The organism is Serratia quinivorans, assembly GCF_946227985.1.
GTDB lineage: Bacteria > Pseudomonadota > Gammaproteobacteria > Enterobacterales > Enterobacteriaceae > Serratia > Serratia quinivorans_A.
The window spans coordinates 1023847-1050152 of record NZ_CAMKGL010000001.1; the positions used below are offsets into that span (position 1 = coordinate 1023847).

Below are 26306 nucleotides of genomic sequence, written 5' to 3' on the forward strand. Positions count from 1 at the left end.
TAAAAACCTCGGTTAACGGTCGGCGATAATCACGTCGATCCCTAAATGGTTCAGCGCATGCAGGTAGCTTTCCGGGATGCGGCTGTCGGTGACCAAACGCTGGATTTGGCCGATTTCACGGATCATGCAAAAGCTGGTGCGGCCAAACTTGCTGGCATCCGCCACGGCGATCACTTCACGCGCTACGTCGCACATGGCGCGGTTGAGCTGTGCTTCACCGGGATCCGGCGTGGTGATGCCGCTTTGCAAATCAAAACCGTCGACGCCGAGAAACAGCTTGTCGAAACGGAACTGACGCATGTGCTGCTCGGCGGCCGGGCCATACAGTGACCAGGATTTACGTCGTACGCTGCCGCCGACCACCATCAGATCAACCTGTTCGTTATTGGCCAGTTCGAAAGCGATATTCAGCGCATTGGTCATCACCACCAGATCCTTTTTACCGACCAGCTGCTGCGCCATTTGGCTGGTGGTCGAGCCGGAGTCGAGAATGATGGCATCGCCGTCGTTGACCAATCCCGCTGCGGCGCAGGCAATGGCATATTTCACGTCGCGATTGAGGCGCCCCTTGTCCTGCAGCGGACGATCGAAGGCGAACTGCTTATTGAGCATTGCGCCGCCATAGGCCCGGACCGCACAGCCGCTTTTTTCCAGTTGGCGCAGGTCACTGCGGATAGTGACGCTGGAAACCGAAAACTGGGCGCTGAGTTGCTCGACGCGCACTGAGCCTTCGCGACAAAGCTGGTCGATAATTAATTCCCGTCTTTTTAGGGTATTGATCATTAACGCGTGACTCCTGATTTAGCTGTAGCCATACCCGGCCGCGGCGCAATGCGTCGCAGTTAATCTGGCAGGAGTGCTTTCAGTTGTTCGTGGCGAATTACAGCAAACGAAACAGTGAAATGCAATCGGTTATTTTATAAAAAACCATATGTATCAGTTGTTTATATTTAAAAAGCCTTTCGGTTGACCCTCAACCGAAAGCCGTCGGGAAATAAAGTGAAAAGCCGTAATCCGTTATTTATCAGGCGGCAACTTGCCGCCTGGGTTAATTTGCCAAAAGCAGGATGAAAGCTGCGGCACTGGTTTTTTCCTGGTGGTCTTTTCACTATTTTTTATTGCCAGCTTTGGCGTAATAACGCGGCTCCTCGTACACCGCTGCTGTCGCCATGCACCGGCGGGTAGATTGCCGCGGGTTCGGTACCGGGCAACAGCCAATGGCTCATGGCCGGGGGCAGCAGCGAATACAGCTCGCCAACGTTGGACAGCCCGCCACCCAGCACGAAAGCATCTACATCCAACAACAGTTGCAGGCTGGCCAGTGCGCTGGCCAGAATATCGACGTACATGGCCATCAGTCGCCGCGCCAGTGGGTCGCCCTGTCGATAACTGGCGATCAACGCCGGTACGTGGTCGGCGTGGTGGCCGAAATGACGGCTTAATGCCAGCAGACCGCTGCCGGAAACGTAACGCTCAAAGCAGCCAGTCAGTCCGCAATTGCAGGTGAATAGCGGCAAGTCGTAGCGCTGCGCCAACTGGGCGGAGATCGGCGTGTGGCCCCATTCTCCGGCCAGCCCATTGCGGCCCTTATGCAACTGCTTGTTCATTACCAGGCCACCGCCGGCCCCGGTACCGATAATGGCGCCGAACACCAACGCCAGGTGCTCGGTTTGCGGCGTGCTGGCCTCGGAAAGGGCAAAGCAGCGGCAGTCGTTTTCAATTTCAACCGGCCGCGCCAACTCTTGTGCCAAATCGTCTGCCAGGCAATGTCCGGTCAGGCAGGGGACGTTAACCGCCAGTTGTCGGCGGCTGCGTGGATCCGTCACGCCCGGTAAACCGATGCCGATACTGCCCTGGGTGTGCAGTTGGCTGTCGGCACTGTCGACCAATTGATGGATACAGGACAAGAACTCGCGGTAATCGCCGGTGGGAGTCGTGACTCGCTGGCACAGGACCTGCCTGAGCTGCCGGTCGTAGGCCGCCATCTCGATCTTGGTGCCGCCGATGTCGAAACCGTAACGCATCTGAGATATTTCCACGTTTTCAGGCTCCACTCAGGGTGATCACCGCAGATTCGCGGCGTGCGCGTTCCGCTGCAAACACCATCAGGTGGCTTTCCAGCGTTTCTGCCGGTCCGGACAGCACCTGTGAAGGATCGTTGGTGCGAATGGCGTCGATAAAATGCTGCATCAGGTAGTAATCGCCACCGCCGTGACCGGACATGGCGTGCAGATCTTCGGCCTCATCGACGTCGTAGACCTTTTCACTGTCATCGACGAACGAGGTAATGCGGATGTAGCGTCCGTCTCCCTCGAGACAGCCATGACTGCCGAAAATGCGGGTTTGGCGATCTTCCAGCCGGGTAAAGGCGGTCATGGTGAACGAAGCGGTGCGACCACCGGCAAATTGCATGTTGACCACCTGATGATCGACCACGTTATTGTCGCAGCGATAGACACAGCGGCCGTACTGACCGTCGCGCAGCGCCGCCTGCAGATGCGGCTGGCTGACTTCTGGGGTTAACACCCGCAGGAAGCCCGGTGTCGCCTTGTGGTCGTCACCCAGGTAGATGCGTTTGGCGGAATAGGGGCAACTGGCTTCCACCGCGCAGTCCAGGCAGTTATCTGCTGCCCCGGCAGGTTGATTTTCCTGGCGAAAATGGCGCAGGCCGCCGAAGGAACTGATCTGCTCGCAAGGCAACTCCATGATGTAGCGGATCCAGTCGATGTCGTGACAGGACTTCTGCAGCAGCATAAAGGCGGCTTCGCCGTCGTTACGCCAGTTACCGCGCACGAAGGAGTGGGCCTGGTGCCAGTAGCCTACCGGTTCCAGATGCTGCAGGCTGACGATGTCGCCAATCACGTTATCGCGCAGCAGTTGTTTCAGCTTTTGGGTGTAGCGCGTATAGCGCAGTACGTGGCCGACAGAGAAAATCAGCTTCTGGCGCACCACTTCCTCGACAATAGTGCGGCATTCACTGGCGTCCGGGGACAGCGGTTTTTCCAACAGCATGGCATAACCCTGTTTGGCAAAGGCCAATGCCGGTTCGAGGTGCAGAGTATCCTGGGTGCAGATCAGCACGGCATCGGCCAATTTTCCTGCGTCGGCGGCCTGCCGCCAGTCGGTGAACACCTTATCCGCCGCGATGGCATGTTGTTCGACAAATTGCTGACGGTAGACATCACGCGGTTCGGCCACGGCCACCACCTGCATTAAATCCGGGTGTGCCAACGCGTAGCGCGAATAAATTTCTCCACGCGCCCCGGCACCAATCACCAGAACCCGAACCGGGCGACCGGCAAAACCATTTTGTTGAGCTGACGACATTGCACATTCTCCGATCTAATTATTTGAGGTTTTGGCCGCTGATCTGGTCGAACAGGTGAGCGCGGGACAGGTCGAAAGCCAGGTGGATCTGTTCTCCCAGGCGTGGCTCCCAGTCAGGCTGCGACGCCATGCGCAAAACAAAGCGCAGTCCGGCCAGTTCGCAGTGCAGCAACTCTTCATTGCCCATGCGTTCGATGGTGACAATTTTGGCCGGAAAGCAATGACTGCTGCCGGGCGCGCACAGCCGCAGTGACTCAGGGCGAATGCCAAGGCACACGCGTGGGTGCGGGTAATTTTCCAATTGCTCTTGCAGCGTCGCCGGCAGTTCAAGCGCATGTTCGTTGCCAATGCGCAGCCCGATACCCTGCGCGCTGCGGGTAATCGCCATATCGTGCAGATTCATCGACGGGCTGCCGATAAACTCGGCAACAAAGCGATTGGCCGGTTGGTGGTAGAGATTGATCGGTTTATCCACCTGCATAATCGCCCCCCGGTTCATCACGCAGATGCGATCGCCCATGGTCATTGCCTCTACCTGGTCGTGGGTGACGTAGACCATGGTAGCGGCAGCACCTTCCTGCTTGAGCTGATTGTGCAGTTCGATCAGTTGAACGCGCATTGAGACCCGCAGCTTGGCATCGAGGTTGGACAAGGGTTCATCGAACAGAAACACCTTGGGCTTGCGCACAATGGCGCGGCCGACCGCTACGCGCTGGCACTGGCCGCCGGATAACTGGCCCGGTTTGCGCTGCAGCAGATTGGTGATTTCCAGTTTTTCGGCTGCATCTCGCACCCGGCGGTCAATTTCGGCCTTGCTTTCCTTGCCGATCAAACCAAACGCCATGTTTTTGTAGACCGTCATGTGCGGATACAGCGCATAGTTCTGGAACACCATGGCGATGCCGCGATCTTTCGGCATGGTGTCGTTGACGCAGCGATCGTGGATTAATATCTGGCCTTCGCTGACGCTCTCCAGCCCGGCAATCATCCGCAGCAGGGTCGATTTGGCGCAGCCGGAGGGCCCGACAAACACCATAAACTCGCCATCTTTAATATCCAGATCGATCCCGTGCAATGCATTGAACCCGTTGGGATAAACCTTCTTCACACTGTTTAACTGTATACCGGCCATATTATTTACCTTGTGTACGCGGTTAGCCTTTTACCCCAGCGCTGGCGATGCCCTGGATGAAGTAGCGTTGGAAAAGAATGAACAGCATCAGCATCGGAATAACCGCCATCAGTGCACCGGCCATCAGCAGCGGGTATTCCACCCCGGCACGGCTCGACAGCGATGCCAGCCCGACCGGCAGCGTCAGTTTCTCGGTGGTGGTGTTGACGATCAACGGCCACATCAGGTTGTTCCAGCTCCACAGGCCGTTGATGATGATGCAGGCGATAATGCCGGGACGGATCAGCGGCAGCATGATGCGCCAGAAGATAGCGAAGTAGCTGTAGCCGTCGATCAGCGCCGCTTCTTCCATCTCTTTCGGTACCGCCAGGAAGAACTGACGCAGCAGGAAGGTGGCGTAAATACTGAAAATACCCGGCAATACCAGCCCGGTGATGCTGTTCACTAACCCCAGTTTCTGCACCACCAAAAACTGGGGGATCAAAAAGGCCTGTCCAGGCACCATCAGGATCGAGATACACACCAGGAACACCGCATCACGGCCGCGAAAGTGCAAGCGTGAGAAACCGTAGGCGGCCATGGTGGCGATCACCATTTGTAGCGTGACGGTAAAAAAGGTCGCCAGCAGCGAGTTCACATAAAAGTCGGTGAACGGAATTTCATGCATGATCTTGCCGTAGGCCTGCAGGCTGGGGTGAGTCGGCAGCAGCGTCAGCGGGATCTGGATGCTCTCGGCCTGGGTTTTCAGCGAGGTCACCAGCATCCAGATAAAAGGCACTACTGAAGCCAGCGCCGCCAACACCATAAACAGATACACCAGCGTTCTTTTACTTATGCTCATCGTCGTGGCTCCTCAGCTGACTTTCAGGCGTTTGCCAATCATCATTTGAATCAGGGTGATTAGCAGGGTGACGGCGAACAGCACCACGGTGATGGCAGAGGCGTAACCTTTCTCCTGCAGGTAAAAGGCATACTTGTAAAACAGGTTGGTAACGGTCATCACGTCGCTTTCCACCAGTGCGCGGTCGAACATCAGGAACACCACGTCGAATATTTGCAGGATCTCGATAAAGCTCATCACCGAAACGAAGAACAGCGTTGGCACCATCATCGGCAGGGTGATGCAAAAGAAGCGGCGCAGGGTGCTGATACCGTCGATATCGGCGGCCTCATACAGTTGACGTGGAATGCTTTGTAGCCCGGCGAGCAAAATGATGATTTTCAACGCCAGCGACGACCAGATGATGATGATGGAAACGCTGATGCGCACCACGTCCGGATCGGACAGCCAGGCTACCGGCGAAATTCCCAGCAGGCCAATTGCCTGGTTGATCAGCCCGAAGTCTTTGTTGAACAGCCATTGCCAGACCATCGCCACTGCGGCAGGCATGGTGACAGCCGGCAAGAACAGCAGGGTGCGCAGCAGCGCCTTGCCGCGGATGTTCTGGTTCAGGCCAATCGCCAGCAGCAGCGACAGGCTCAGGCTGATGGGGACACACACCACCACATAGAACAGCGTGTTCCCGGCGGCGGTGTAAAAGTCGTCATCCTCAAACAGATTGACGTAGTTATCGACGCTGAGAGTGCTCCAGCGCATAAATTGGTTAAGATCGGTAAAGCTGTAAAAGATGTTCTGCAAAAATGGGATCAGGTAAAACACCGTCAAACCAATCAGCAGCGGTAAAATCATTACCCAACCCCAGAAACGTTCGGCGCGCTCCAGGCGGCTGAGTGCCGGACGCGGGACACTTTTTTGTTGTAGGGGGACCCTGGTTGTTTCTGCCAGCGACATGTTGCCATTCCTCACCGGTAACTGCTCTGCGGTATTCCGCAGCCGGTGCGCCTTCGGGCAGGCGCTACCGGCTCGGGGTGATTACTGCTCCATCACGCGTTCGATCTTCTTGACCGATTTGTCCATCTCGGCTTTGGCGTCCGCGCCCATAAAGATTTTCTTCAGGCTGGCAATCCACATGTTTTGCCATTTCGGCGTATTGGTACCGGCAGTGGGGTAGGCTTCGGTCACGTTGAGGGTGTCAATATAAGGCGTGACATCGACTTTTTTGATCTCCGCCGCCCAGGCTTTGGCCGCCAGTTTGTTGGCCGGGATCACCGCTTTTGCCAACTCGGTTTGCGAGGCTTCGGAGCTCATAAATTCGATGTATTTCCAGGCTTCCTGCTTGTGGGCGCTGTTGGCGGACATGGCAAAGGCCAGGCTGTGTGCCACGCCGGACTGGCGCTCGATTTTCGGCATCATGACCACGCCGATATGGTCGTTGATCAGCGGATTGTTGGCGAAGGGAGCCGCTAACCATGAACCGGCATACACCATCGCCGCGCGGTTGGACTGGAAGATGTTTTCGGTTTTGACTTCGCTCATCTGTTGGGCGCTGGGCATCAAGCCATCTTTCATCATGGATTGCAGCTGTTGATAGACCCAGATGGATTTATCATTAGCGATGTCGGTGGGTTGACCGTCTTTCGGTACGATGTGGTTGCCGTTCTGGAACAGCAGGTTCATATAGCTGTCCTGACCGTCAATGCTCAGATCCATCACCAGTGGGAAGGCACTGCCTTTCAAGCCGGTTTTCAGCGCGGTGGCTTTGTTTTTCAGATCATCCCAGCTCCAGTCGTTGGTCGGGTAGCTGACGCCGGCCTGATCGAACAATTTTTTGTTGTACCACACGGCGATCGAGTCAACGTCGCGGGGGATGGCCATTTGCTGTCCATCATACTGATAGGCTTTAACCGAACTGGCGACGATATTATTTAATTGCACGCTGCTGCCGGTAATATACGGCGTTAAGGGTTGCATGATGCCATTTCTGGCGTATTGCACGAAATAAGGCATGTTTATCCAGAATATATCTGGCGTGACGCCTCCTGCGGCGGCGGAATCCAATTTAACGAAGTATTGTGCCGACGGCGTTAATTCTATGGCGATTTTAATGTTGGGGTTTTCTTTTTCAAATCGCTTGGCAATCTCCTGCTCGGCAGGCAATTGATTTCTGTCCCATACGGCATAACGCAAAGTTATTTGATCGGCGGCATATAACATGGTCGGCAATAATAATGCAACCGCAATGGCAGAGTGCGCCAGAAGACGGCCGGTATTTTTTATCGGTGACATTGCTTTCCCCTTGGTGAACGACGAATAAATATTTTCGTAACGTGAATTCTTTCTATCCCTTAACTTTCAATGTGTCAATACACCCCGATCTGCCCAAAAATGGGGCGCGAATGTTTCATTGTTGTTAAGATCGAAAGGCTTGAGGCCCAAAACGAAAGCGTCATTTGTTCACAACCTGTTAACCTTTCAGGCCGGTTTTGGCCCTGCCGCACAGTAATTCCGGGCTGCTGGGGTCATAGGAATAAATGATAACCCTTGCACCATGATGGGGATTAAAAACATTTTTATTGTGCATGCCGGGTTATCTTTCATTTTTGTGATGCAAATAAACAAAAAAATCGTATAGGGCAGCCTCCGCCACGGGGTGTTGTCGATTTTTTAATGGCTACTATTGTTTGCAGCGATAAAAGGGTTTAGCCTGAAAATCACTCATCGGTATTTCCAAATAAAAGAGAGCTCACCGTTATGCGCCTTTCGTTGACCTTTACCCATTGCCTGGAAAAGACATTTCATAGCCATAATTCGCCGCAGATTATGCAGGTAAATAAACTCAGTGGACTTAATAATGAAACTATTTCCTGGCAAGGGGTTTATTGCCTGCAACGGACCGGGAACGAAACGCGCCGTGAATTAGGCTATCGTATTGAGGGGCCATTGGCGGAGTATATCAGCGTGCGTCAGGTGCATTCGGTGCCCAGCCACTTCCCTTGTTATGCCGAGACCGATGAGAACTATCTGCGCACCGAACCGGGGCTATTTCCCGATCCGCTGATACCCTTGGTCGATCGGCGTTTCTTTGCCGCCTGCAATTATTACGGCAGCCTGTGGTTGACCTTAACCCCGCCGGCGATACCGGTGGCGGGTGGGGATTACCCCCTGACGCTGACGCTGTTTGATGTGATCAGTGATGAAGTGCTGGCCAGTGCTGCGTTGACGCTGCATATCGTCCCGGCCGCGCTGCCACCGCAAACCCTGCTGCACACCGAATGGCTGCATTCCGACTGCCTGGCGGATTATTACCAGTTGGCGGTGTTCAGCCCGGAGTACTGGCTGGCGGTACGCAACTTTGTCCGTACAGCGGTTAACAGCGGGGTAAACATGCTGTTAACGCCGATCTTCACGCCACCGCTGGATACCGCCATCGGCGGCGAGCGCACCACCGTGCAGCTGGTGGGCGTGCAGCGGTGTGCGCAGGGTTACCGGTTTGATTTCCAACGTCTGGCACAATGGGTGGCAATGGCGCAGGAAGAGGGCATTGAACACTTTGAGATTGCGCCGCTGTTTACCCAGTGGGGGGCGGCACACGCGCCGAAAATCATGGTGGAGATAGATGGTGCGCTCAGTCCGCTGTTCGGCTGGCATACCGATGCCCACGGCGAAGAGTATCAACAGTTTCTGCAGGCACTGTTGCCTGCATTGACCGACTGGTTCCGCGAGCGTCAGTTGCAACGGCGGGTTTGGTTCCATATTTCTGACGAGCCGACGTTGGACAATATCGACGTTTACCAGTGTGCCAGCGCCATCTTGCGCCCGTTGTTGGCCGGGTTTCGTACTTTTGATGCGCTATCTGATTATGCATTTTACCAACAGGGGCTGGTGGAAACGCCGGTGGCTGCCACCGATCATATCGAGCCATTTATTGAGAACCGGGTGCCAGACCTGTGGGCCTACTACTGCTGCGTACAAAAAACCGAGGTGGCCAACCGCTTCTTTGCCCAACCTTCGGCGCGCAACCGCATTTTGGGGATCCAGCTATACCGCTACAACATCACCGGTTTTTTGCATTGGGGTTTCAACTTCTATAACAGCGGTCATTCACGGGAGCAACTCAACCCCTACGCGGTGACGGATTGCCGCAATGCCTTTCCCTCCGGCGATGCCTTCGTGGTCTATCCCGGTGAGAACCTGACGCCGGTGGAGTCCCTGCGATTGCGGGTACTGCACCAGGGCCTGCAGGACATGCGTGCTTTACAGTTGCTGGAAAGCCTGACTGACCGGGCGACGGTGGAGGCTTTGATTGAGCAACAGTTGGGGATGGTCATCACTTTTAAACGTTATCCACATCAGGCGGAGCCGCTGTTGCGGTTGCGGGAAGTGGTGAATCAGCGCATCGAAACCTTAATTTCGGTGGCATAAAATGCGGCTTTGGTGGCGACAGGCCTCTCTGCGCCACCGAGTTTTCAATAATTTGCTATACCTGATAGGTCGAGGGATTTCATTTTTTTGTCATGTTACTGACATGTTAGGGTCATAGCGCTGGCTTAAGTTTGCAGCGACTAAGCCAGGAGATAACGCGATGTTTAGCTTGGACTCTCTGTTGCATGATGCATTTCCACACCGCAAGACCCCTGCCTGGCAGCGTAGCCTGCTGAGAACTTTACTCTTCGAAAAAGAATTCAAACAGTTTGCCGCCGACTATCCACACCTGAAAGGGCTGGATTTGATAGAGCAGGTGGTGGACTACTTTAACCTCAGCTGTGAGTTGGTCGATGGTGACCTGGAAAATATTCCGAGCCAGGGGCCGGTGGTGCTGGTGGCCAACCACCCGATTGGCTCGCTGGACGGACTGGTGCTGTTGCGTGCGGTGGCGGCAGTGCGCCCGGATGTTAAGGTGGTCGCCAGTCAGCTGTTGACCTATATAGAACCGCTGCGCAATCTGTTTGTGCCGGTGGACAACGTCGGCAACAAGACCAACCGCAAGCAAATTGAAGGCATGCAGGCCCAGTTGGATAAGCAGGGCGCCCTGATCCTGTTTCCTGCCGGAGAGGTGTCGCGCATGAGCCCGAAAGGCATTCGTGACGGCCACTGGCATACCGGCTTCTTGCGGCTGGCGGCCAAGGCCCGAGCGCCAATTGTGCCGATCCACATCAGCGCGCGTAACAGCAACCTGTTCTATTTCACCTCACTGGTTTACCGACCGCTGTCCACACTCTTGCTGGTACGAGAAATGTTCCAGCAGCAGGGCGGACGCATCAAAATTCGCGTGGGCGGCCGTATTCCGTTTAGCAGCTGGCATGATGGTCACACTAGCGCCAAAGATTTGGCCGAGCGTTTCCGCCGTCATGTCTACCGTCTGGGCCAGGGCAAAGAAGGACTGTTTGCCAGTGAGTCACCTATCGCCTTGCCAGAAGATCGGTTGGAGTTGAAGAAGGCGCTGGCAAACTGTGAGCGTCTTGGGGTGACGCCGGACGGGAAAATTATTTTCCTGTATCGCCGGCAGGGTGAGGCGCGTGCGCCTATCCTGCGTGAACTCGGTCGGCTGCGTGAGATTGCTTTTCGCGCGGTGGGCGAAGGTTCCGGCCGCCGTCGGGATTTGGACAGTTACGACGACGACTATTACCACCTGGTACTGTGGGATGCGGACGAGCTGGAGATTGTGGGTGCCTACCGCTTTATTCCTACGGCCGAGCAGTTGGAACAGAAAGGCCTGGAAAGCATCTACAGCAACAGCCTGTTCCATTATGACTGCGATATGGCACCGATTCTGGCGCAGGGTATCGAACTGGGCCGCAGTTTTATTCAGCCGGCCTATTGGGGCAAACGTGGGCTGGATTACCTGTGGCTGGGGATTGGCGCTTACCTGGCAAAATATCCGCAGTACCGTTATCTGTTTGGCCCGGTTTCCATTTCTGGCGGCATGCCGGTGACGGCGCGTGACCTGTTGATTGCCTTCTACCGACTGTACTTCTCGCCTAATCATGCCCTGGCGCAGTCCCGTCAGCCTTATCCTGCTTCGTTGCCGCAGGTATTGGCGCAGTTTGCCGGCAATAACTATCAGGAAGATCTGATCAGGCTGAAAAGCCTGCTGAGCAACATCGGCTGTTCGATACCTACGCTGTATAAACAATATACCGAGCTGTGTGAACCCGGCGGGGTGCAGTTTATTGATTTCGGCACCGATCCGGCCTTCAACAACTGCATTGACGGTCTGGTACTGGTCGACCTTTCCCGGCTTAAACCGGCGCGGTTCCAGCGTTATATAGCGGTGCATCAGCCACAAGACGCCTGCATAGAGTAATTGGCATGCGCTTCATGCCTTTTTGATCTAACCCGAAGCTTGGCAACGGTGGTGGGGTATAGCCTAAGATAAGGCTTTGTTCCGCCACCGGAGTTGTTCATGCCGCAATCGTTCGTCTCGACTTTGTTATCCCCTGAAGATCCCGCCGCCGTGGCGATTGAAACGCCCAGGGGGACCGCGCCTTTTCTATTACTCTGCGATCACGCCGGCCAGGCGATACCTCAGCAGTTGGGCGATCTCGGCCTGCCGCCGGGAGAAATCGACCGTCACATCGGCTGGGACATCGGCGCATTAAAGGTTTCACGGCATCTTGGCCGCCAGTTGGACAGCACCTTGATTCATCAGCGTTACTCCCGTTTGGTGATTGACTGTAACCGCACGCCCGGTATTACCAGTTCTATCCCGCCGCTGTCGGAATTGACACCGATTCCCGGAAATATTGATATTGATGGAAATCATGCCCAGGAACGCGAGCACGCCATTTTCAGGCCTTATCATCAGGCGATAACCGACCATCTGGATGAACGGCAGCGCAGCGGGTTGCCAACGGCGATTATCGCCATGCACAGCTTCACGCCGGTATTTAAAGGCCAGCAGCGGCCGTGGCAGGTGGGGTTGCTGTTTAACCGTCAGCCGGAGTTTGCATTGCTGCTGGCAGAGCTGCTGCGGGAAGAAGGGGATTTGCAGGTCGGTGTCAATGAGCCTTATGCCATGACCGACGCTACCGATTACACTCTGCCGGTGCATGCGGAACGCCGCCAACTGCCTTACGTCGGCATTGAGATCCGCCAGGATTTAATCGCCGACCAACAGGGTCAACAAGCCTGGGCAAAACGCTTCGCCAGGCTGCTGCCACAGGCCTGGCAACGCTGGCAAATTTGACTTTAGGAATATTCCCAGTGATGATAACTGTAAGGAACGTGTAAGCGTCATTGGGAAGAGTCAGGAGCGACGAGTGGAGCAGAATGATAACGGTTTGTTTATCAAGCAGGAGCGTTTCGAAGTACTGGCGATACTGCGTGAAATTTGTAAACAGCGCACGCCACTGAAAGTGGTCAATGAACAGCAGCAGTTTCAAAGTCTGCTGTTGAGCGTCGGACCGGATAAGATTGTTTTCAGCGGCGATGAGGCGGACACGAAGCTCGACGGCGAATGTACCATTGTGATTGAAAGTCACGACGCGAAGATCGAGTTCTCAGTAGGTCAAGCCGAGTTTACTGACCATCAAGGGGTTAACGCCTGTTCAACCCGGTTGCCGAAAGAACTGGTTTACATCCAGCGTCGCCGTCAATTTCGTGTCACGACCCCCCACTGGCGTGAGTTTCTCTGCAGCGGCGAATATGCCGATGGCAGTGAGTACCGGTTGAGGATCCACGACCTGTCTGCCGGGGGCGTTGGTTTACGAGTTGACGGCCCATTGCCGGAAAACCTCCAGCCCGGTTTTCAGTTTAAAAAGGCCTTGTTGGATCTCGGCAGCTACGGCAGTTTCAAGGTCAATATGGAACTGGTGGTGATCAATGAAGATCACGAACTCGATGACGACGACAACATGGTGCACTTCTCGCGCCTGTCGTGCCGTTTTATGAAACTGGGCCTGGCAATGGAAAGAAAAATTCAGAGCGCAGTGTTTGCTTTCGAATTGGATTTCAATAAAAAGAAAAAACGCTAAATAGAGAACCAGTGGGGCAGCAGGCTGCCCCGTCACTACGTTCTATTTCAAGGCACGCAGGCTGCCGATTTCCTCCAAACCGAAATGCTCCGCTTCAGTCAGCACATCGCAGACCTCACTGCTGGCGGTCAGGATTGCACTATTGAGATTTTTGCCGTGCAACAAATGGCTGACCAGCAATGCGGCGAACATGTCACCGGTGCCTTTTACCTTCGACTGAATCTTGGGGTGGGTATAGCTTTGCACCTTGTCGTGGCTGACCAACAGTAAGCCAATCTGATCGTCATTTTCCGCCACGCCTGGCGCACTGGTCACCAGTACCCACTCGGTAGTGTCATTCAATAACGCCTGTGCGGCATGCTGCGTTTGTTTTCGGCTGGTTAACGGATGCCCGCAAAGCTGCTCCAGTTCGAAACCGTTGGGGGTGAGGCCATTAGCCAGTTGCAAAAACGGCGAGCGATAACAACTGACGATACGCTCATCCACGTAAACGCCTTCACCGTAATCGCCCATCACCGGGTCGATATAAATTTTTATCTGCGGATTGATAGCGCGCACGCGCTGTAGCCAGGTGTGTAGAAAATGACATTGGCCAACGTCGCCCAGATAACCGATGATCACCGCGCGGGTGCGTTTCATTACGCCGCGGGTCAGTAAATCCTCGAGAAAGCCGCTGAACCACTCGGCCGGAATTACGCCACCGCTGGGCGCGCCATAATAGGGTGGGCAGCCGAACAGCACGCTGGGCACTTGTAGCGCTTCCAGCCCCTTTTTCAACAGGGTGCGATAGGCTATACCGTTGCCGACGCTGCCGTACACGACCTGCGATTGAATACTGATCACATCAATCTGCGGCGGTTGTAATTGAGAAACCTGTTGCATCTATAACTTCCTTGATTCGATTTTGTCCAGCCACCGCGCAAACACCTGACGGGCGCGCTGTTCTAATTCTGTACCGTAGCGAGCGGCCTGTTGGCGCAAACGCTGTGGCAGAATACCGGCCAACTCAAGCTCGCAGGCATGGCCCACCAGCCAGCGTTCCAGATCCTGATGATCGGCCTCCAGATGGAACTGTAGCCCAAGAGCGAAATCCTGATACTCAAATGCCTGATTAGGACAAACTTCGGTACCGGCCAGGCAGGTCGCGCCCTCTGGGATCATAAACATATCGCCGTGCCAATGCAGCACGGGTGTTGTTCCCAGGGGCGTCAACACTGAGTCTTCATGCTCTACGAGCGTTAACGGCTCGAAGCCGATCTCTTTTACGCCGAGCGAAACCACCTTGGCTCCCAGTGCCTGAGCCATCACCTGTGCGCCAAGACAGACACCCAGCGTAGGCCGTTTTTGCTCCAGCCGCTGTGTTACCAGTGCTAATTCATCATTGAGAAACGCATAGTGCTGCTGGCCGGCAAAATGTTGCGCCGCGCTGATCGGCCCGCCAAGCACTACCAACAGGTCGGTTTCCTCATTATTGATGGCGCGTATATCGTCACGGCCCGCATCGTAATAATCAATCTGATAGCCCCGTAGTGAAAGCAGTGAACCCAGGATACCGAGGTTTTCAAAATTCACATGTCTGATAGCAACAACTTTCTTCATGGCTGCACCTCCGTGCCAAGGGGATAAGGTTCCAGTTCCAGCGTATCGCCCAGGATGGTGATACCGCCAATGCCGCTTTGATAAACTATCCGACGCTCCTTGACCTGGCTGATATGCAACCGGTAGCCCTGTTCCGACGGAAACAGCGCCTGGGCCTGCTGCAATTGGTCGCCGGCCCAGGGGGTGAACATCTGCAAGCGGGCGAAAGCTTTGCCATCGTGTTGAATATCGAGTACGTAATGTTTTTCCATCTTTACCCCTTAACTTTTCCGTTCCAAACAGGTAATCTGTTTTGAACTAATACAAAAAGGTTTTATGTATGGGTTCATTGTATGCAAAAGGCGGCAGCGCTGTCCAGATTGCTGAACAGATCAGCACGCAGATCAAGCAGGGGGATTTACAGCCGGGTGACCTGTTGCCGCCGGTGCGTCAACTGGCCGGCGAGTTGGGAGTCAACCCCAATACCGTTGCCAGCGCCTATGCCAAACTACGCGATGCCGGGTTGGTCGCTACCCGCGGGCGGGCCGGTACTCAGGTACTACCGCAACCCCTGATGGCGGTACGCAGTGTTCGGCTGGTACCCGAAGGCATGCGTGATTTGGCCAGCGGCAATCTGGATGGAACCTTGCTACCGGCACTGTCGCTGAATGCGACCGACGTCTTCCCACAGCAGAGTGGCTATGACATCAGCGGTGATTTACCGGCGCTATGCCAGCTTGCCGGTGACTGGTTGAGCCAACAGGGGGCGGAACTGGGTGAGACGGCGGTGTTCTCCGGGGCGCTGGATGCCATCGAAAAGGCGCTGCGCAGCCATGCGGCACCGGGGGCCTCGGTGTGGGTGGAAGATCCCTGCTGGCCACCGTTATTGACGCTGCTGCGGCATCTGCGTCTCAAACCCTTGCCGTTGCTGGTGGATGAACAAGGTTGTCGTCTGCCGGAAAAGGATGCGGGTATGCAGGGGTGTGCAGTGATCCTGACGCCACGCGCACAGAACCCCACCGGTATGTCGCTTAGCGCTACTCGTGCCAATGACTGGCGTGAGTTTCTGACCCAAAATCCGGGTTGTCTGGCGATTGTCGATGACTTCTGGGGGCCGCTATCGCAGCAGCCACTGAATTTGCCGTTTTCTGCAGACAAGGGTTTGTATGTGCTGTCACTGAGTAAGTTTCTCAGTCCGGATCTGCGCATAGCGCTGGCCTGCGGCAAGCCGCAACTGTTGCAGGCAATGCGTGCAGATCAATACATCCGCGAACGCTGGGTCAGTCATATTTTGCAGCAAATTGCCGCCAAACTATGGATGCAGGCGCAGCGTGATGGTTTGCTGGCGCGGGCGCAGCAAACTTACCAGCAACGACGAGACGGGTTGACAGAGCGGGTGCAAGAATTGACCGGCTCGCGGTTACCGCCGGGTGAAGGGATACATATCTGGCTGCCGGTGCGTTCAGAAGCCGCCGCCAGCCAAATCATGGCACAGCGCGGCTGGTTGGTGCAGGGCGGTGAACCCTTCCGCCTGAAAAGCGGCCCGGCGATCCGTGTCAGCCTGGCCAACCTTGGGTCGGAGCAGTTAGAAGCAGTGGCTCAGGATCTGGCCGTGGCGATCGGCGCTGGTGCCGTGGTGAACTGATTGGGCAGGCTCAGGCCTGCGCCAACAGTTGCAAAGAGGTCAAACGAGCGATTGGCTCGCTGATCGGCGTGTCTATCACAAACTCTTCCACGCCATATTGCTGCTGCAATTGATCTAACTGACTCCGTACCTGCTGGGCAGTGCCGAGCAGGATGTGGCTTTCGCGCGGTTCAATACGGTAATCGGTAGCTCCGGCCTGCTGAACATAACTCTCTGCCTGCTCAATACTGCCGACCGTCACGCTTTGTCCGCCGGTCACATGCACCCGGTATTGCTGGATCCCGGCGGCCAACGCCTGAGCCTGATCGGGGGTATCGGCGACGATGACCGCGACGGCCAGCAGGGCTTTGCGCCCGCCGCTTTGCTCGGCGTAATGAGCCAGTGCGCGCTGAATATCGTCCGGGTTACCATTGAGCTGCGCGGCAAAAACAAAGGCCCAGCCGTGTTCTGCAGCCAGTTGGGCACTTTCTTTGCTGGCCCCCAGCAGGAAGCGTTGTGCTGGCTGCGACGGTTGCGGTGTGGCACTCAGGCCGGGTTGCGCGTCATCATTAAGGTAGGCGTTGAGCTGGGCAAGCTGCTGCGGAAAGTCCGGTTTATTCTGCTGATCGTGGGCGGCCTGCAGCGCCTGAGTAGAGAGCGGCAGCCCGCCGGGCGCTTTACCCACCCCCAAATCGACCCGCCCCGGTGCCAGTGTCGCCAGCAAATTGAAGTTTTCCGCCACCTTATAGGCGCTGTAATGTTGCAGCATGACCCCGCCGGACCCAATGCGGATGCGGGAAGTTTGCCCGAGTAAATAAGCGATCAGCACTTCGGGGGAAGGGCAAGCAAGCTGCGCGGTATTGTGATGCTCGGCCAGCCAAAAACGACGGTAACCCCAAATTTCCGCCTGCTGCGCCAAATGCAGCGTGCGCGTCAGCGCCTGGGCGGCGCTCTCTCCTTCGGCAATCGGACTTTTTTCCAACACGCTCAGGGCATAAGCCATTTTCCTGCTCCTTTATCATCATTTATTGATGACAAATACCATGCTCAGTCCCACAGGCTTAATATTGATTTGAGATAGGATATTCCATTGATAAAAAACGGATTTAGATATGCTCAGAGCGGTAAAGAGGCGCGTGATTAACGCGCCTGAAACAGATCAGGATTCCAGCCAGGCTTTCAGGCGCATGGCGTCTTTATAGTGGCCGTAGCGCTGCTTCGAGCCGAGCAGGATGATCACCACCGGCTGCCCTTTAATCAGGGTACGCATCACCAGACAGTGTCCGGCTTCGTCGGTGAAACCGGTCTTTTGCAACTGGATTTTCCAGGCGGGATTGTTGATCAGTCCATTGGAGCTACGGTAGACCAATTGACCGCGGCCAGGACGCACGATTTGCTGTTTGTCGGTACTGAAACGGCGAATGGTCTGATAACGATAGGCGTGATTAACCATTTTCAGCAGGTCATTGGCACTGGCAACATTGCGCGGTGTCAGTCCGGTTGGATCGTAGAAGCGGGCGTGTTTCATGCCAATGGTGCGCGCTTTCTGATTCATTTTCGCCACGAAGGCTTTACGCCCCCCGGGATAGTGGCGACTCAGCGCCGAAGCGGCGCGATTTTCCGACGACATCAATGCGATGTGCAGCATGTCACGGCGGCTGAGAGTTGAGCCGATTGTCAGGCGCGAGTGGGTTTTCTTCAACAAATCACGGTCGGCGGCGGTGACCATCATCCTGTTGCCCAGCGGACGCTTGCTGTCCAGCGCGACCATGGCAGTCATCAATTTGGTTAGCGAGGCGATAGGCTGCACCCGGTTGGCTTGTTTCTGATACAGGATTTTCCCGGTACGTTGATTGACCACCAATACCGATTTCGAGTACAGCGCCAGCGGTGCCGCGGCTTGTGCTGCGGGCAGAATGAACAGCAGGGTAAGAATCAAAATGGCGCCAAAGCGGCGTGCGGGAAAACGGATGAGGGAATTAAATAAAGACATGGCAGAGGTGACTATGATCCTGACAGGTGAATGAATATTGCCAAGAGTCTGCACAGCAAATGTGGAGAAAATAGGGTGGCGTTGTAACGGGATGAGAATCCGACAGGGGTCAGGGAGGCGTTTTACTGCCTCCCTGGATAAATCAATACACTTCAGGCACCACCATATTATCGGGCACCGGGTGGCGGTTGTAATCCGGGCTGCGTTTACGCGGCGGTAGGGTGATGACATTGCTTTCCGCCTCTTCGTACGGCAGTTGCTCAAGCAGATGGCGGATACAGTTCAGGCGTGCCTTTTTCTTGTCGACGCCCTGGACCACCCACCATGGCGCTTCAGGAATGTTAGTCCGCGCTAACATGACTTCTTTGGCCTCGGTGTAGTCTTCCCAACGGCGACGGCTCTCCAAATCCATCGGGCTAAGCTTCCATTGCTTTAGCGGATCGTGGATGCGGCTGAGAAAGCGCAGTTCCTGCTCATCGTCAGTGATAGAAAACCAGTATTTGACGATTTGAATGCCGCTGCGCGTCAGCATTTTCTCGAACTCCGGCACGCTACGGAAAAATTCTTCATATTCCTCGTCGTCGCAAAAGCCCATCACTTTCTCTACTCCGGCGCGGTTGTACCAGCTACGATCGAACAGCACCATCTCGCCTGCCGCCGGCAGGTGGGCAATAAAGCGTTGGAAATACCATTGGGTGCGTTCGCGATCGTTTGGTGCCGGCAGCGCGGCAACGCGGCAAGTGCGCGGATTCAGGCGCTGGGTGATACGTTTAATCACGCCCCCCTTACCGGCGGCGTCGCGGCCTTCAAAAATGATCACCAGCCGGTGGCCAGTGCGCATCACCCAGTCCTGCAGTTTGACCAGTTCCCCCTGCAGGCGCAGCAGTTCGCGGAAATACTGTTTACGCCAGGCTTTCTTCTGGTCACTGTCCACTTCGCTATCGTCAAAGCGCAGGTCGTCCAGTTCCATCTCCAGCTCTTCGTCGTAACTGTCGTAAAACTCTTGCAACAGGCGTTGGTTAAAACTTTCGTCGCGGTCAAATTCATGCATGGCCATAATTAATTCTCCGTGTTAGCCCGGTTTTAGAAATGGGTGAAAATCCAGTACAGCCCGGCAGAAAGCAGCACCGAGGCCGGCAGCGTCAGCACCCAGGCCATCAGCAGATTGCGCAGGGTGGACATTTGCAGGCCGGAGCGGTTGGCCGCCATGGTACCGGCAATGCCGGATGACAGAACGTGGGTGGTGGAGACCGGCAATCCAAAGATGTCCGCCGCACCGATAGTGGTCATCGCCACCAGTTCGGCACTGGCCCCCTGGGCATAGGTCAGATGGCTTTTGCCGATCTTCTCGCCAACGGTGACCACGATGCGCCGCCAGCCGACCATGGTGCCCAACCCCAGAGCTATAGCGACCACCACCTTGACCCAGAACGGAATAAAGCGGGTGGCGCTGTCCAGGTCGCTTTTTAGTGCGTCCAGATTGCGCTGCGAGTCAGCGGATATTTGCAGCTGTTTTTCCGACTTCAGGTGTTTAATCACCTCCGATGCCAGATACATATCATTACGGGTGTTGGAAACCGCCTGCGCAGGAATTTTGTCGACCGAACCGTACTGGCGTATTTGATCGCCAATGGCCCCGGTCAGCTGTGCCAGCGCAGGGACCACTTCTGCGGTCAGTTCACTGGTACGCACATAGCCGGTCAGCACATCGCGCGGCGGTGTCTGGCTGACCGGCGGGAATTGGCTCAGCAGTTGGTTTTTGGTGACCTCCGCCAGTGCCGCGACGCGTGGAATCTGCTCGGGCGGCATTGAGCGGTTCAGCGCGTAAGCGATCGGCATGGTCCCGACCAGGATCAGCATGATCAGACCCATGCCTTTTTGCCCGTCGTTGGAGCCATGGGCAAAGGAAACCCCGGTACAGGTGAGGATCAGCAAACCGCGGATCCACAGCGGCGGCGGCGAGTCATTCTTGGGGGCGGTATACAACTGACGATTCTTGACGAAGACTTTCAGCGCCAGCAGCAGCAGGGCGGCAAACACAAAACCGATCACTGGTGAAAGCAACAAGGCGTAGCCCACCTTGATCGCCTGGCCCCAGTCGACACCGCTGGTGCCGGTGCGGCCGTGGATTAGCGCATTGGCTACCCCAACGCCGATGATTGAACCAATCAGGGTATGAGACGAGGAGGCCGGCAGCCCGAGCCACCAGGTGCCGAGGTTCCAGATAATTGCCGAGAACAGCAGGGCGTAAACCATGGCAAAGCCATTGCCGGTACCGGCCTGCAAGATCAACTCAACCGGCAGCAGCGAAATGATGCCGAACGCCACCACCCCGCTGGAGAGCAACACGCCGAGAAAGTTAAAGAACCCTGACCAAACCACGGCCACCATGGGCGACAATGAATGGGTATAAATAACGGTGGCTACCGCATTGGCGGTATCATGAAAACCATTAACAAATTCAAAGCCCAGCGCAATCAGCAACGCTAACCCCAATAAAAGGAACGGGAGGTAGCTGGTATATACCGCACCGGCATCGCTAACGTCGTTAAATAAATTCACTCCGGCAAAAGCTATCCCCAGTACTAATAAAAAAACAAAAAAAAGAACAGTGAGTCGACTGTTCTTTTGGTAGATTTTTGGCAGGCTGGACGCGGTTGGTACACCTGCCTGAACGGCGCTGTTATCGCTCATAAAGGACCTTCCCGATAGACTTCATTAGAATACTGACGATGTTGTACAGTGCTGCCATCAAAGTATTGGGAAATAATGTGACTTTTTTATGACGCTAATATTAATCATCGGGAAAAGTGAAAATAATTAACGTTGTCATTTAAAGATTGATATAAAGACGAAAGCCAATTAATTAATCAGTGCGGTTATTCAGGATAAAGGTTTATGGCTCAAACGGTTGCGGAAAAGCTACACAAACTTGATTTTGATGATGAGGTTACCGGGCTGATTTACGGTCACGTGTTCCGTACGGCAGAGCCGCCGCAGCCTGTGTCTTCGCAGCAGGCTTGCCAGGCGTACCAGGCGTTGTTACCGGGGGAGGGATTCATCTGGTTACATCTCAACCTGAACCATGCGGCAGCGGAAAAATGGCTAAAAAACCACTTTGCCATTTCCGAATTTTTCTTTGACGAAATTCGTCACGGCTCCCATACCACACGCATTGAGCGCCAGGGCGATGATCTGTTTGCGGTGCTCAACGACGTCATTTTTCACCCCAAAGAGAACAATCCAGAGATTGCCACGCTGTGGCTGTACTGCCGTAGCGGGCTGGTGGTCACGGCAAGGCACAAACCGCTGCGTCTGATTGAGCGGTTGCTGGGCCGTCTGGGGCCGCTGCAACTGGCATCCTCTACCGAGCTGTTGGCGCACCTGCTGGAAGAACAGGAAGAGGTGCTGGAGCAGGTGGTTCGTCAGGCCAACCTGTATGTCGACACCATTGAAGATCGCCTGTTGAGCAATCATGTGAAGCGTAACCGTACCGAACTGGGGCGCATGCGTCGCATGTTGTTGCGTTTTCAACGCCTGTTGGCACCGGAGCCGGCGGCGCTGTTTCGTTTACTGAATCGGCCGCCGACCTGGCTGAGCCGCGACGTGGTGCAGGATTTACGTCAGTTCACCGAAGAGTTCACCGTGGTATTGAACGACCTTGCCAGTCTGACCGAGCGAATTCGTCTGTTACAAGAGGAGATTGGCGCCAAGCAGATGGAGCAGAACAACCGCACGCTGTACACCCTGACGGTGATCACCGTATTGGCGTTGCCGATCAATATCGTTGCCGGTTTCTTCGGTATGAATGTGGGCGGGATCCCGCTGGCCAGCAATCACCACGGTTTTATCCTGTTGGTGTTGCTGGTCGGCGGCTTTACGCTGGTGACCGGCTATCTGGCATTCAGACGCCGGGATGAAGGGTGATTAGAGTCTGGCCCGGTACTCTTCTTCCAGCCTGGCGTGGGTACTCCAGAAGGGTTGGGGTTGCCGGTCGTGCAGACGGTCGACCAGAATATCCAGATGGGTGTGCCAGCCGCCGGCCACGCTGAGCATTTCGTCACGGTTAGCCAGACGACGGTGGGTCACTGTCAACAGTACCGCGTTACCCTGTTCGGTCAATTCGAAGGTCACTTCGGAAGGGCGGTTCTGCCCCTGTTCCGCCCAGGTAAAGCTCAGCAGCCGCGGCGGGAACAGGCAGGTGATATGGCCGACGTTGCTGACGCTGCAACCGAGGTTTTTATATTTGGCCGGCGTTTGTTCATGCTCACCGGTCAAGTCGGAATTGCGGAACACCAGCTCAACCTGGGCACCGTTTTCCAGCTTCATATCGCCGGCGGCCAGCCAGGTGGCGCGTTTGTCGGATTCCGTCAGATAGGCCCAGACCCGTTCGATTGGGCCGGGCAGCAGCCGCTGAATGCGCAGCGTGCCGGTTTCAATAATCATGCCGTAGTCGTTCATAGTTCACTCCTTGGGAGGATTCGGTTCGGGCTGCAGCAGCGCTATTTCCAGCGCGTCCAGCCGCTCTGTCCAGAAATGCTCGTAGGTTTTCAGCCATTGCATGGCCTGCGCCATTGGCTCGGGTTCAAGCCGGCAGATATGGTTTCTTCCCTGCACGGTACGCTGCACCAGCCCAGCAAGCTCCAGTGCTTTGATATGCTTGGATGCGCCGGCAAACGACATCTGCAGCGGCGCGGCCAGTTCACCAATGCTGTGCTCACCGCCGGCCAACGCACGCAGTATGGCGCGCCGCGTTGGGTCGGAAAGTGCACGAAAAATGGCGTCCAGCTGTGAGGAAGATAATTTAACCATATGGTTGAATATAGAACAGGCGGGCTAATATTCAACCAGTTTGTTGAATATTTTTTTTCCAGACCCCGGTAGAACCACCGGGGCCGCGGGGTCAGGCGCGGGTTTGCGCCAGCAGCGCGTTAAGCAGCACGTTGGCACCGGCGGTCGCCCACGCAGGCGAAATGTTTTCCAGTTCGTTGTGGCTGATACCGTCCACGCAGGGAATAAAAATCATCGCCGTGGGGGCCACCTGACTCAGGTAGCAGGCGTCGTGACCGGCACCGGAAACCATATCGCGGTGTGAATATCCCAGCGCTTGCGCCGCCTGGCGGACGCTGTCGATACAGCCTTGATCAAAACGTATCGGTTGATACTGGAAGATACGCTCGGCACTGGCGTTCAGCCCCTGGGTGCCGACCTCGGCCACCGCTGCCAACAGCTGTTGTTCCATCTGTTCCAGTACCGCCTCCTGCGGGTGACGAAACTCAACGCTAAAGAACACCTTGCCAGGCACCACGTTGCGAGAATTGGGGGTAATTTGTGCCATACCTACAGTGGCGCGTGCATCCGGCATGAAATTGTTGCCGATGGTGTTGACTGCCGTAACCAGGGTGGCGAAACCAAGCAGGGCGTCACGGCGGCGATCCATCGGTGTGGTACCGGCATGGGCACTAAAACCGGTGATTTCCAGCTCATACCAGCGTTGACCTTGCGCGGTGGTCACTACGCCAATCTCAACGTTTTCCGCTTCGAGGATAGGGCCTTGCTCAATATGCAGCTCAAAGGCGGCGTGGATCGGCATATTACCCACGGTGTGTTCACCAGCGTAACCAATCTGCTGTAACGCCTCTCCGATACTGATGCCTTGTGCATCGCTGCGTGACAGGCCGTAAGCCAGGTCGAACACCCCGGCAAACACCCCGGAGGAAATCATCGCCGGGGCGAAACGTGCGCCTTCTTCGTTGGTCCAGTTGACCACTTCCAGCGCTCGCTCGGTGGCAATCTGGCGATCGTTAAGGGTGCGGATCGCTTCCAGACCGGCCAACACGCCATAAATACCGTCAAAACGGCCGCCGTTGGGCTGGGAGTCAACGTGTGAACCGGTGATCACCGGTGCCAACTCCGGGCGGGTACCCTCGCGACGCAAGAACATATTACCCATCCGATCGACCCGTACACTGCAACCGGCTGCCTGCGCCCAGTCACGCAATTGGTCGCGTGCCTGACGGTCCTCTTCGCTGAGCGCCAGGCGGGTGACGCCGTTTTTCGGGATTGCACCGAACTGTGCCATGTCGAGCAGGCTCTGCCACAGGCGTTCGCCATTCACCTGATGCGTCATTCTTTCTCTCCCTGCGATTTGGCGGTGTAGCGGAAATCGCAGCAGGACGCGCCGGACATAATGGTCTGGGTGCGCTGCAGTTCGACATCCGGCGCATAGCCGACGATAAACTGACTGTCGCGGGCGCAGGACAGCAGGTGGCCGATTTCACCTAGCCCCATCTGGTGGTACATCTCGGCATAACGGCAGCGGGTGACGTTATAGTCGAAATGCTGCGGGTCCTGGTTGATCACCTTCACCTGCAGCGCATCGTCTTTTTCCCACAGGTATTGCAAGGCGGCGAAACTCTGCAAATCAGCGCCATTCGGTTCCTGTGCGGCAAAGTTTTTACCGGCCTCAATGGCCGCGTTCTCGATGGCTTCACCAATCACCGCTTGCGCTCGCTCTTTACCGATCTCACGCACCAGGATTTGGTAGATTGGCTTGATGATTTCCGCCTCTATCCGGCGCCGGGCCAGAATACCCAATTCGTTTTTTGCTTCGCTCATTGCCTTGCTCCTCACTGCTTTGCAGATCGTTATTGTGCTTTGGCGCCGCCCAGTACGCTTTGCGGCTGCCATTTGCCGTCAACCACCCGGTAAAGGGTGAAGCTCGGCTGCTGCAGGTTGCCCTGTGCATCGAATGCAATGACGCCCGTGACGCCCTGATAATGGATGGCGCGCAGCTTCGGCAGATAATCGGCCGGATCGGCAGACCCCGCCTGCTCGATGGCGGCAATCAATACCCGGGTAGCGTCGTAGGCGAACGGCGCATGCAGTTCGATATGGGTTTTGTAGCGGTCACGGTAGGCCTGCTCAAAGGCTTTGCCGCCGGGCATCTGTTCCAGCGGCAGGCCCGGTTCAAGTGCCACCACGCCTTCACCTTCTTTCTGCGCCAGCGTCAGGAAAGTCTGGCTGACAAAACCACCCGCGCCCATCAGTTGGGTGTTCATCCCCAGCTGTTTGATGCGACGGGCCAGCGGGGCGGCCTGCGAGTCCACGCCGCCGAAGAAGATCAAATCGGCGTTTTTGCTGCGCACGGTGGTCAGTACCGCACTGAAATCAACGGTCTTGTCGTCGACATACTCCCGCGCTACCGGTTGTACGCCCTGAGCCGCCAGCGACTTGATAAACTCATCTGCCAGCCCCTGGCCGAACGCGGTGCGATCGTCGATGACCGCAATACGCTTGGCCTTAAGCACCTTCACCGCATAGTCGCCGGCATAATGACCGCCGTCATCGTCATGGCCCATTACGCGGAAGCTGGTATCGAACCCTTGTTGAGTATAGCCGTGGCCAGTGGCGACCGGTGCGACCTGAGCAATACCGGCGTCGTGGTAAATGCGTGCCGCGGGGATGCTGGTGCCGGTGTTCCAATGGCCGACTACGCCGGCGACACCTTCGTCCACCAGGCGCTGGGCTACCGCAACGGCGGTGCGTGGGTCTGACTGATCGTCCTCGGACAGCAGTTTAAAGGTGACCGGCTTGCCTTTCAGCGTCGGTTTCTGGGCGTTGGCATCGGCGATTGCCAACTGTGCGCCATTTTCCAAATCCTTGCCAATACGGGCAGAAGGGCCGGTCAGCGGACCGGCCAGCCCGATCAGAATAGTTTCATCGGCCTGAGCCGGCGATGTCGCGCCCAGGCTGACCAGAACGGCGGCGGCCAGCGCCAACGGCTTGAAGCGAGTTATCTTGCTCATCTAAAACTCCCGGTGTGGTTAAACGTAAAA

Annotated in this window: 25 protein-coding genes; 6 read left to right on the forward strand and 19 right to left on the reverse strand. The window is 55.8% G+C overall.

Translation table 11 applies throughout. The annotated features are described in order from the left end of the window. Nucleotides 1–12: 12 nt before the first annotated feature. The 7 genes from agaR to OCH02_RS04850 all read right to left on the reverse strand — a co-directional run bounded on the left by agaR (nucleotide 13) and on the right by OCH02_RS04850 (nucleotide 7586). Complete coding sequence (gene agaR / locus OCH02_RS04820) at nucleotides 13–783, reverse strand: transcriptional repressor AgaR (protein ID WP_261430117.1); 771 nt, start codon at nucleotides 781–783, stop codon at nucleotides 13–15. Between the two features lie 332 nt (nucleotides 784–1115). Beyond that, nucleotides 1116–2024, reverse strand: a complete 909-nt coding sequence (locus tag OCH02_RS04825; RefSeq protein WP_261094799.1) for an ROK family protein — start codon at nucleotides 2022–2024, stop codon at nucleotides 1116–1118. A gap of 19 nt (nucleotides 2025–2043) precedes the next feature. Beyond that, nucleotides 2044–3327 (reverse strand): Gfo/Idh/MocA family protein, encoded by a 1284-nt coding sequence (locus tag OCH02_RS04830; protein ID WP_259189434.1) that lies wholly within the window; start codon nucleotides 3325–3327, stop codon nucleotides 2044–2046. 19 nt (nucleotides 3328–3346) lie between these two features. Then, on the reverse strand, nucleotides 3347–4459 hold the full coding sequence (locus tag OCH02_RS04835; RefSeq protein ID WP_261430120.1) for an ABC transporter ATP-binding protein: 1113 nt from the start codon (nucleotides 4457–4459) through the stop codon (nucleotides 3347–3349). A gap of 22 nt (nucleotides 4460–4481) precedes the next feature. Beyond that, a complete protein-coding gene (locus tag OCH02_RS04840; protein ID WP_017892963.1) occupies nucleotides 4482–5300 on the reverse strand; it encodes a carbohydrate ABC transporter permease in 819 nt (272 codons plus the stop codon). A gap of 12 nt (nucleotides 5301–5312) precedes the next feature. Continuing rightward, entirely contained in the window at nucleotides 5313–6251 is a 939-nt protein-coding gene (locus OCH02_RS04845; RefSeq protein WP_261430122.1) for a carbohydrate ABC transporter permease, read from the reverse strand. A gap of 81 nt (nucleotides 6252–6332) precedes the next feature. Continuing rightward, nucleotides 6333–7586, reverse strand: a complete 1254-nt coding sequence (locus OCH02_RS04850) for an ABC transporter substrate-binding protein (RefSeq protein WP_261430125.1) — start codon at nucleotides 7584–7586, stop codon at nucleotides 6333–6335. A 465-nt stretch (nucleotides 7587–8051) separates the two neighbouring features. Here OCH02_RS04850 and OCH02_RS04855 point away from each other — a divergent pair, with 465 nt between their 5' ends. From OCH02_RS04855 to OCH02_RS04870, 4 genes are all read left to right on the forward strand, one after another. Then, nucleotides 8052–9722, forward strand: a complete 1671-nt coding sequence (locus OCH02_RS04855) for a DUF4091 domain-containing protein (RefSeq protein WP_261430126.1) — start codon at nucleotides 8052–8054, stop codon at nucleotides 9720–9722. A 160-nt stretch (nucleotides 9723–9882) separates the two neighbouring features. Further along, nucleotides 9883–11604 carry an ornithine lipid synthase OlsF gene (gene olsF, locus OCH02_RS04860; RefSeq protein ID WP_261430127.1) on the forward strand — a complete coding sequence of 574 codons (1722 nt, stop codon included), beginning with the start codon at nucleotides 9883–9885 and terminating at the stop codon, nucleotides 11602–11604. A 99-nt stretch (nucleotides 11605–11703) separates the two neighbouring features. Continuing rightward, entirely contained in the window at nucleotides 11704–12486 is a 783-nt protein-coding gene (locus tag OCH02_RS04865) for an N-formylglutamate amidohydrolase (RefSeq protein WP_261430128.1), read from the forward strand. Between the two features lie 73 nt (nucleotides 12487–12559). Continuing rightward, nucleotides 12560–13273: a flagellar brake protein gene (locus OCH02_RS04870; protein WP_261430130.1), complete on the forward strand. Its 714-nt coding sequence runs from the start codon at nucleotides 12560–12562 to the stop codon at nucleotides 13271–13273. A gap of 42 nt (nucleotides 13274–13315) precedes the next feature. Here OCH02_RS04870 and pdxY read toward each other — a convergent pair whose 3' ends face one another. The 3 genes from pdxY to OCH02_RS04885 are packed head-to-tail and all read right to left on the reverse strand — an operon-like array spanning nucleotide 13316 to nucleotide 15123. Then, nucleotides 13316–14155: a pyridoxal kinase gene (gene pdxY / locus OCH02_RS04875; RefSeq protein WP_261430131.1), complete on the reverse strand. Its 840-nt coding sequence runs from the start codon at nucleotides 14153–14155 to the stop codon at nucleotides 13316–13318. After that, nucleotides 14156–14872 (reverse strand): glutamine amidotransferase, encoded by a 717-nt coding sequence (locus OCH02_RS04880; RefSeq protein ID WP_261430132.1) that lies wholly within the window; start codon nucleotides 14870–14872, stop codon nucleotides 14156–14158. Next, a complete protein-coding gene (locus OCH02_RS04885; RefSeq protein WP_261430133.1) occupies nucleotides 14869–15123 on the reverse strand; it encodes a hypothetical protein in 255 nt (84 codons plus the stop codon). Before OCH02_RS04885 ends, OCH02_RS04880 begins: the two co-directional genes overlap by 4 nt. A gap of 68 nt (nucleotides 15124–15191) precedes the next feature. Here OCH02_RS04885 and OCH02_RS04890 point away from each other — a divergent pair, with 68 nt between their 5' ends. Next, a complete protein-coding gene (locus OCH02_RS04890) occupies nucleotides 15192–16496 on the forward strand; it encodes an aminotransferase class I/II-fold pyridoxal phosphate-dependent enzyme (RefSeq protein WP_261430134.1) in 1305 nt (434 codons plus the stop codon). A gap of 10 nt (nucleotides 16497–16506) precedes the next feature. Here OCH02_RS04890 and OCH02_RS04895 read toward each other — a convergent pair whose 3' ends face one another. The 4 genes from OCH02_RS04895 to OCH02_RS04910 form a co-directional block, all read right to left on the reverse strand. Beyond that, nucleotides 16507–17478, reverse strand: a complete 972-nt coding sequence (locus tag OCH02_RS04895) for an LLM class flavin-dependent oxidoreductase (RefSeq protein ID WP_261430135.1) — start codon at nucleotides 17476–17478, stop codon at nucleotides 16507–16509. Nucleotides 17479–17634: 156 nt separating this feature from the next. After that, complete coding sequence (pbpG, locus tag OCH02_RS04900) at nucleotides 17635–18468, reverse strand: D-alanyl-D-alanine endopeptidase (protein ID WP_261430138.1); 834 nt, start codon at nucleotides 18466–18468, stop codon at nucleotides 17635–17637. 142 nt (nucleotides 18469–18610) lie between these two features. After that, nucleotides 18611–19525 carry a polyphosphate kinase 2 gene (gene ppk2, locus OCH02_RS04905; protein ID WP_261430140.1) on the reverse strand — a complete coding sequence of 305 codons (915 nt, stop codon included), beginning with the start codon at nucleotides 19523–19525 and terminating at the stop codon, nucleotides 18611–18613. A gap of 26 nt (nucleotides 19526–19551) precedes the next feature. Continuing rightward, nucleotides 19552–21162, reverse strand: a complete 1611-nt coding sequence (locus tag OCH02_RS04910; protein WP_261430141.1) for an inorganic phosphate transporter — start codon at nucleotides 21160–21162, stop codon at nucleotides 19552–19554. Between the two features lie 204 nt (nucleotides 21163–21366). Between OCH02_RS04910 and OCH02_RS04915 the strand changes: the two genes are divergently transcribed. Beyond that, complete coding sequence (locus OCH02_RS04915; protein ID WP_261430142.1) at nucleotides 21367–22395, forward strand: transporter; 1029 nt, start codon at nucleotides 21367–21369, stop codon at nucleotides 22393–22395. Here OCH02_RS04915 and OCH02_RS04920 read toward each other — a convergent pair whose 3' ends face one another. The 5 genes from OCH02_RS04920 to OCH02_RS04940 all read right to left on the reverse strand — a co-directional run bounded on the left by OCH02_RS04920 (nucleotide 22396) and on the right by OCH02_RS04940 (nucleotide 26276). After that, entirely contained in the window at nucleotides 22396–22929 is a 534-nt protein-coding gene (locus OCH02_RS04920; RefSeq protein ID WP_112362886.1) for an SRPBCC family protein, read from the reverse strand. It abuts the gene before it with no gap. A gap of 3 nt (nucleotides 22930–22932) precedes the next feature. Further along, nucleotides 22933–23280: an ArsR/SmtB family transcription factor gene (locus tag OCH02_RS04925; RefSeq protein ID WP_012145284.1), complete on the reverse strand. Its 348-nt coding sequence runs from the start codon at nucleotides 23278–23280 to the stop codon at nucleotides 22933–22935. Between the two features lie 91 nt (nucleotides 23281–23371). Further along, a complete protein-coding gene (locus OCH02_RS04930; protein ID WP_261430143.1) occupies nucleotides 23372–24598 on the reverse strand; it encodes a Zn-dependent hydrolase in 1227 nt (408 codons plus the stop codon). Further along, on the reverse strand, nucleotides 24595–25086 hold the full coding sequence (locus OCH02_RS04935; RefSeq protein WP_261430144.1) for an L-2-amino-thiazoline-4-carboxylic acid hydrolase: 492 nt from the start codon (nucleotides 25084–25086) through the stop codon (nucleotides 24595–24597). The genes OCH02_RS04930 and OCH02_RS04935 overlap by 4 nt, the downstream gene beginning before the upstream one ends. 29 nt (nucleotides 25087–25115) lie before the next feature. Further along, a complete protein-coding gene (locus tag OCH02_RS04940; protein WP_261430146.1) occupies nucleotides 25116–26276 on the reverse strand; it encodes a branched-chain amino acid ABC transporter substrate-binding protein in 1161 nt (386 codons plus the stop codon). Nucleotides 26277–26306: the final 30 nt, after the last annotated feature.

Bases quoted from the DNA above. Each gene is read 5' to 3' on its own strand.
- agaR (WP_261430117.1), bottom strand. From the start codon at position 783: ATGATCAATACCCTAAAAAGACGGGAATTAATTATCGACCAGCTTTGT.
- OCH02_RS04935 (WP_261430144.1), bottom strand. From the start codon at position 25,086: ATGAGCGAAGCAAAAAACGAATTGGGTATTCTGGCCCGGCGCCGGATA.
- OCH02_RS04910 (WP_261430141.1), bottom strand. From the start codon at position 21,162: ATGAGCGATAACAGCGCCGTTCAGGCAGGTGTACCAACCGCGTCCAGC.
- OCH02_RS04925 (WP_012145284.1), bottom strand. From the start codon at position 23,280: ATGGTTAAATTATCTTCCTCACAGCTGGACGCCATTTTTCGTGCACTT.
- OCH02_RS04835 (WP_261430120.1), bottom strand. From the start codon at position 4,459: ATGGCCGGTATACAGTTAAACAGTGTGAAGAAGGTTTATCCCAACGGG.
- OCH02_RS04940 (WP_261430146.1), bottom strand. From the start codon at position 26,276: ATGAGCAAGATAACTCGCTTCAAGCCGTTGGCGCTGGCCGCCGCCGTT.
- OCH02_RS04890 (WP_261430134.1), top strand. From the start codon at position 15,192: ATGGGTTCATTGTATGCAAAAGGCGGCAGCGCTGTCCAGATTGCTGAA.
- OCH02_RS04865 (WP_261430128.1), top strand. From the start codon at position 11,704: ATGCCGCAATCGTTCGTCTCGACTTTGTTATCCCCTGAAGATCCCGCC.
- olsF (WP_261430127.1), top strand. From the start codon at position 9,883: ATGTTTAGCTTGGACTCTCTGTTGCATGATGCATTTCCACACCGCAAG.
- OCH02_RS04825 (WP_261094799.1), bottom strand. From the start codon at position 2,024: ATGCGTTACGGTTTCGACATCGGCGGCACCAAGATCGAGATGGCGGCC.
- OCH02_RS04930 (WP_261430143.1), bottom strand. From the start codon at position 24,598: ATGACGCATCAGGTGAATGGCGAACGCCTGTGGCAGAGCCTGCTCGAC.
- OCH02_RS04920 (WP_112362886.1), bottom strand. From the start codon at position 22,929: ATGAACGACTACGGCATGATTATTGAAACCGGCACGCTGCGCATTCAG.
- OCH02_RS04850 (WP_261430125.1), bottom strand. From the start codon at position 7,586: ATGTCACCGATAAAAAATACCGGCCGTCTTCTGGCGCACTCTGCCATT.
- OCH02_RS04845 (WP_261430122.1), bottom strand. From the start codon at position 6,251: ATGTCGCTGGCAGAAACAACCAGGGTCCCCCTACAACAAAAAAGTGTC.
- OCH02_RS04840 (WP_017892963.1), bottom strand. From the start codon at position 5,300: ATGAGCATAAGTAAAAGAACGCTGGTGTATCTGTTTATGGTGTTGGCG.
- OCH02_RS04830 (WP_259189434.1), bottom strand. From the start codon at position 3,327: ATGTCGTCAGCTCAACAAAATGGTTTTGCCGGTCGCCCGGTTCGGGTT.
- ppk2 (WP_261430140.1), bottom strand. From the start codon at position 19,525: ATGGCCATGCATGAATTTGACCGCGACGAAAGTTTTAACCAACGCCTG.
- OCH02_RS04885 (WP_261430133.1), bottom strand. From the start codon at position 15,123: ATGGAAAAACATTACGTACTCGATATTCAACACGATGGCAAAGCTTTC.
- pdxY (WP_261430131.1), bottom strand. From the start codon at position 14,155: ATGCAACAGGTTTCTCAATTACAACCGCCGCAGATTGATGTGATCAGT.
- pbpG (WP_261430138.1), bottom strand. From the start codon at position 18,468: ATGTCTTTATTTAATTCCCTCATCCGTTTTCCCGCACGCCGCTTTGGC.
- OCH02_RS04880 (WP_261430132.1), bottom strand. From the start codon at position 14,872: ATGAAGAAAGTTGTTGCTATCAGACATGTGAATTTTGAAAACCTCGGT.
- OCH02_RS04895 (WP_261430135.1), bottom strand. From the start codon at position 17,478: ATGGCTTATGCCCTGAGCGTGTTGGAAAAAAGTCCGATTGCCGAAGGA.
- OCH02_RS04915 (WP_261430142.1), top strand. From the start codon at position 21,367: ATGGCTCAAACGGTTGCGGAAAAGCTACACAAACTTGATTTTGATGAT.
- OCH02_RS04855 (WP_261430126.1), top strand. From the start codon at position 8,052: ATGCGCCTTTCGTTGACCTTTACCCATTGCCTGGAAAAGACATTTCAT.